This is a genomic window from Peptoniphilus indolicus ATCC 29427 (assembly GCF_000227315.1).
In the GTDB taxonomy this organism is placed as follows: domain Bacteria; phylum Bacillota; class Clostridia; order Tissierellales; family Peptoniphilaceae; genus Peptoniphilus; species Peptoniphilus indolicus.
The window spans coordinates 126,133-131,364 of the sequence record NZ_JH165064.1 but is presented as its reverse complement, the minus strand read 5'-3'; the positions used below and the strand labels follow the sequence as shown (position 1 = coordinate 131,364).

At 30.8% G+C, this 5,232-nt stretch carries 6 protein-coding genes and 1 pseudogene; 6 read left to right on the top strand and 1 reads right to left on the bottom strand.

Translation table 11 applies throughout. The features are described from left to right. Nucleotides 1-884 (bottom strand): tRNA(Met) cytidine acetate ligase (locus tag HMPREF9129_RS08215; RefSeq protein ID WP_004822434.1); only part of this gene is annotated, 884 nt, incomplete at its 3' end. A gap of 99 nt (nt 885-983) precedes the next feature. Between HMPREF9129_RS08215 and HMPREF9129_RS08210 the strand changes: the two genes are divergently transcribed. From HMPREF9129_RS08210 to lgt, 6 genes and pseudogenes are all read left to right on the top strand, one after another. Next, nucleotides 984-2,186, top strand: a complete 1,203-nt coding sequence (locus HMPREF9129_RS08210; protein ID WP_004822433.1) for an acetate/propionate family kinase — start codon at nt 984-986, stop codon at nt 2,184-2,186. Between the two features lie 135 nt (nt 2,187-2,321). After that, nucleotides 2,322-2,837 (top strand): YceD family protein, encoded by a 516-nt coding sequence (locus HMPREF9129_RS08205; protein ID WP_004822431.1) that lies wholly within the window; start codon nt 2,322-2,324, stop codon nt 2,835-2,837. 2 nt (nt 2,838-2,839) lie between these two features. Beyond that, nucleotides 2,840-3,019: a 50S ribosomal protein L32 gene (rpmF, locus tag HMPREF9129_RS08200; RefSeq protein ID WP_004822430.1), complete on the top strand. Its 180-nt coding sequence runs from the start codon at nt 2,840-2,842 to the stop codon at nt 3,017-3,019. Nucleotides 3,020-3,158: 139 nt separating this feature from the next. After that, nucleotides 3,159-3,892 (top strand): annotated as a pseudogene (locus HMPREF9129_RS08195) (YebC/PmpR family DNA-binding transcriptional regulator). A gap of 145 nt (nt 3,893-4,037) precedes the next feature. Continuing rightward, a complete protein-coding gene (gene deoC / locus HMPREF9129_RS08190; RefSeq protein ID WP_040552881.1) occupies nt 4,038-4,697 on the top strand; it encodes a deoxyribose-phosphate aldolase in 660 nt (219 codons plus the stop codon). After that, a complete protein-coding gene (gene lgt / locus HMPREF9129_RS08185; protein ID WP_004822424.1) occupies nt 4,687-5,232 on the top strand; it encodes a prolipoprotein diacylglyceryl transferase in 546 nt (181 codons plus the stop codon). The genes deoC and lgt overlap by 11 nt, the downstream gene beginning before the upstream one ends.

Genomic DNA, 5,232 nt, shown 5'->3' with positions numbered 1-5,232 from the left:
TGACATATGAGTCTTCTTATTCGTGATTTAGTATATCTTTTAGTAGATACTAAATTTATATATTCATTATAATCAAGTGTATCTAAATAGCTATATAGTCTATTTTCAAGCCCTAACTCATAGTCCATATAGTCCGAAAAACTTATATTGCCACTGAATAATTTATATTTAAATAGCTGGAAAAAGTTTTGTGAAATATCAGTTCCTTTTTCTTGTAGAGCTACATAAGTATTTTCAGGGACTAAATTTTTTAATTTAGAAAAATTTTTGTTGTTGGATATATTTCTTATAGTTGAAGCAGAAGCGAATCCATCTACTATTATTTCTGAAGAATGTCCTACATTTTTTCTTGGTATAGAAAAAGGAATTATTTTAGAGTTAAATTTTTTAAGAGCTTTTACATATTCTATACCTAAAATATTATTAGGTTTATTCATTATTTCAAATTCTATATCAGAAAGATTTTTATAGGAGAGTTGTTTAGCTTTTATAAATGAATAACCTTTTGATAAATTAATTGCCAATGATTTGTTATCTATATTTTCAGTTTTATAAACTACATCTATTATTTCTGAAAGTGAATTTTCAGAGCCAAAGCATAGTGTATCTACGATATCTAAACTATTTAAAATTGATATAGCTCCTTCAGAAAATATTTGTGCATTGGATGTACAATATATTGTAGGTAATTCTAGGACTAAATCAGCTCCGTTTTCAATAGCCAATCTGGCTCTTGTAAATTTATCTAATATTGCCGGAGTTCCTCTTTGAGTGAATGAAGATGACATTATAACTATTGTATAATCTGAGTTAATTAATTTTATTTGATGTAAGTGTCCATTGTGGAATGGGTTATATTCAGCTATTATTGCTTTTATAGACATTTTTTAGACCTTTCTTTAATTAGTTTTTTCACAATATTTTAATCTATGATATAATAAAATAAGTCAAATGTACAAAGATATTATATTTAGGAGGAAAAAATGAAAATCTTAGTAATAAACTGTGGATCTTCTTCTTTGAAATATCAATTAATTGATATGGACGGAGAAAAATTAATGGCAAAAGGTCTTGTTGAAAGAATTGGTATAGAAGGTTCAAAAGTTAAACACGAGACAATAGGTAAAGATAAAGAAGTTATAGAACAACCATTAAAAGATCACAAAGATGCTCTTAAAATTGTTATGGAGTCAATTGTTAACAAAAACTATGGTGCATTAAGTTCATTAGATGAAATAGGTGCAGTTGGGCACAGAGTAGTACATGGTGGAGAAGACTTTGCTGAGTCTGTAGTAATTACAGAAGAAGTTATGAAAGCTATAGAAGCTAATGTTGAGGTAGCTCCTCTTCATAATCCTCCTAATATAATGGGAATTGAAGCTGTATCTGCACTACTTCCAAATGTTAAGCAAGTAGCTGTATTTGATACTGCATTCCATCAAACAATGCCGGCTAAGAACTATATATATGCTATTCCTTATGAAGAATATGAATCATATAAAATTAGAAGATATGGTTTCCATGGAACATCTCATAAATATGTAACTCAAAGAGCTGCAGAAATATTAGGAAAGAGTGTTGATGAAATTAATCTTATCACTTGCCATCTTGGAAATGGAGCTAGTATAACAACTGTAAAAGGTGGAAAAAGTTATGATACAACTATGGGATTCACACCACTTGAAGGACTTCCAATGGGAACAAGAAGTGGAAATATCGACCCGGCAATAGTTACTTTTTTAATGTCTAAGAAGAATATTTCAGCTGAAGAAGTAGATAAAATCATAAATAAAGAATCAGGTGTTCTTGGAATTAGCGGAGTTTCTTCTGACTTTAGAGATATAGAAGAAGCTGCTGATTCTGGAAATGAAAGAGCTAAATTAGCACTTGATGTATATGAAACAAGTGTAGCTAAATTTGTAGCAAGCTATATGAGTCACTTTGATTCTCTTGAAAGTATTGATGGAATAGTGTTTACAGCAGGACTTGGAGAAAATTCTCCAGAAACTAGAGAACACGTTTGTGAAAAACTTAAAGCTTTTGGTATCGAAATAGACAAAGCTGAAAATAAAATTAGAGGAGAAGAAAAAATCATATCTACTTCAAATTCTAAAATAAAAGTAATGGTAATACCTACAAATGAAGAGCTTATGATAGCAAGAGATACTGAATTACTTGTAAAATAATTGTTTTTAAGTGTATAAAATTTAATAGTATTTATTTAGAATTTATGTGTAATTATCAATGATTTGGTTTAAATTAGACTTGACTAAATCGAGATTTCAAGATATAATTACCTGTATGAAATTTTGAGGTGATTTATGAGGCTTAATTTAAAAGATTTTCTCAAAAGTCCGGATCAAAATTTAAACTTTGAAGGGCAAATAGAAAAAAACGAAACAGAATATGTCATAGATGGGTTAAATATAAACTTTCCTGTAAAGTATAGTGGAGTTGTAACTAAGTTAGGTGATAATTTTAAGTTAGACTTAACGGTAAATTATTCATTTGACACCAATTGTGACAGATGCCTAAAACCAATGAAAGAAATTGTAGATTCAAGTCTTGAAGCTTATTCATTTGAAGAAGACTTTACAGACGAATCTGATTCACAGTTTTTTCAAGTTGAAAATGATGAAATATATTTGGATGAATTAGTTATCTCTCAAGTGATAACGTCGATTCCTTTGAAGAGTCTTTGTAAAGATGATTGCAAGGGACTTTGTCCAAAGTGTGGAGTTGATTTAAACGTTCATGAATGTGATTGTTCACAAGATGAGCAAATAGATTTACGATTTGAAAAACTGCTAAATTTATTTAATGATGAGGAGGTGTAAAAATGGCAGTACCTAAGAGAAAAACTTCAAAGCAAAGAAGAAACAAGAGAAGAGCATCTTCTTATAGATTAAATAAAGTAACTATAGTAGAATGTCCAAACTGTCACGAGGCAATGATGCCGCACAGAGTTTGTCCAAGCTGTGGATATTATGATGGAAAAGAAGTGCTTGTAACAGAGTAATAATCATGATAAAGAAAACTTCCCTGTACAGGGGAGTTTTTTGTTTATAAAATATTAACTTATGACACATAGTATAGTTTATATTAAAACCTTTAATAATATGTGGTAAAATTAGAATAGTAAATTAAGGAGGGTAAAGATGTCAGGACATTCTAAATGGCATAATATAAAGCAAAAAAAGGTAAAGAAGATGCCAAGAGAGGTAGAATATTTACTAAACTTGGGAAATATATAATGGTAGCAGTTAAGGAGGGCGGTCCGGATCCTGACTATAATCCACAGTTAAAAGTTGCTATTGATAAAGCGAAAGCTGAGAATATGCCTAATGATAATATTGAAAGAGCAATTAAAAAAGGTTCTGGAGAGGATAGTGCTGAAAGCTTTGAAGAAATTACTTACGAAGGTTATGGTCCAAGTGGAATTGCAGTATTAGTAAACTGCTTAACTGATAATAGAAATAGAACAGCTCCAGATATTAGACATGCTTTTGATAAGTATGGTGGAAATTTAGGAACTCCTGGTAGTGTATCATTTATGTTTGATAAAAAGGGACAGATAGTTGTCTTATCGGATAATATAGATGGTGATGAGTTGATGATGGTGGCAATTGATGCTGGTGCAGAAGATGTTGTTGAAGAAGAAGATGCTTATGAAATAATAACTGCAGTTGAAGATTATCATAAGGTTAGAAGTGCTCTTGAAGAGGCGGGATATGATTTTGTTCAATCGGACATAACTTATATTCCTCAAAATTATAGTACACTTACAAATCCAGATGATATAAAAAATATGGAAAAGATGATAGATGTATTAGAAGATAATGATGATGTTCAAGAAGTCTATACTAACTGGAATAGACCTGAAGAAGAATAATTAGATTTATTTTGTAATTATTGGGTACTTGTTTAAAGGCAGTACTTTTATAATAAAAAGCTTATTGCATAGTTTGTAATAAGTTTTAAAAATATTAGATTAGGTAGTTAAGAATTTTGTTTAAAGAATGAATGGAGATGAATTTATGAATCTAAATAAGTATATTGACCACACATTGTTAAAGCCAGAGGCTCCAAAAGAAGCAGTTTTAAAGTTAATTGAAGAAGCTAAGCAATATGATTTTTGCTCAGTATGTATAAATCCAGCTTGGGTATCTTTAGCAGCTAAAGAACTTGAAAATACTGATGTAAAAGTTTGTACTGTAATAGGTTTTGATCTAGGAGCCACTACAACAGCTTCAAAGGTATTTGAAACAGCAGATGCAGTGAAAAATGGTGCAGATGAAGTTGACATGGTAATAAATGTAGGTTTCTTAAAATCAAAAGAATATGATTTAGTTAAAGAAGATATAGCAGAAGTCGTAAAAGCTGCTAATGGGAAAACTGTAAAAGTAATTATTGAAACTTGTCTTTTAACGAAAGAAGAAATTGTAAAAGTTTGTCAATTAGCCAAAGAAGCTGGGGCAGATTTCGTAAAAACTTCTACAGGATTTAATTCAGGCGGAGCAACTGTTGAAGATGTTAAACTTATGAAAGAAACGGTTGGAGAGATGTACGTTAAAGCTTCAGGAGGTATAAGAGATTTAGATACAGCATTGAAAATGATAGAAGCTGGAGCAGATAGATTGGGCGTAAGCGCTGGTATTCAAATTATAGAAGAATATAGGGCAAGAAATGCAAATTAACCCTGTAGCTTTTAATATCTTCGGAATAGATGTAATGTGGTATGGCATATTAATAGCGACTGGTGCTTTACTTGCCATAACCATAGCTAATAAACTGGGTAAGAGAGAGGGCTTTAAAGACGACATAATATATGACTATGCTATGTCTGCTCTATTACTTGGAATCATAGGAGCTAGAGCGTACTACGTAATTTTTAATTTAGACTATTATTTACAAAACCCTTCAGAAATTATAGCTATAAGAAATGGTGGACTTGCAATTTACGGTGGTATAATTACCGGAATAGTAGTTGGAATATTTTATAGCAAAATAAAGGGTGTAAAGTTTTTTAAATTGGCAGATGTTATAGCCCCTGGATTAGCTCTTGCACAAGGTATTGGAAGATGGGGGAATTTTGTAAATCAAGAAGCTCATGGTGCACCAACAGATGTTCCATGGGGAATTATGATTGATGGAGTTAAAGTACACCCAACTTTTCTATATGAGTCCATATTAGATGTGGGAATTTTTATATTTTATATTTTTCCTATATAA

What these genes read in the sequence shown, in the direction of transcription:
- HMPREF9129_RS08205 (WP_004822431.1), top strand. Translation starts at nt 2,322, where the DNA reads ATGAGGCTTAATTTAAAAGATTTTCTCAAAAGTCCGGATCAAAATTTA.
- rpmF (WP_004822430.1), top strand. Translation starts at nt 2,840, where the DNA reads ATGGCAGTACCTAAGAGAAAAACTTCAAAGCAAAGAAGAAACAAGAGA.
- deoC (WP_040552881.1), top strand. Translation starts at nt 4,038, where the DNA reads ATGAATCTAAATAAGTATATTGACCACACATTGTTAAAGCCAGAGGCT.
- lgt (WP_004822424.1), top strand. Translation starts at nt 4,687, where the DNA reads ATGCAAATTAACCCTGTAGCTTTTAATATCTTCGGAATAGATGTAATG.
- HMPREF9129_RS08210 (WP_004822433.1), top strand. Translation starts at nt 984, where the DNA reads ATGAAAATCTTAGTAATAAACTGTGGATCTTCTTCTTTGAAATATCAA.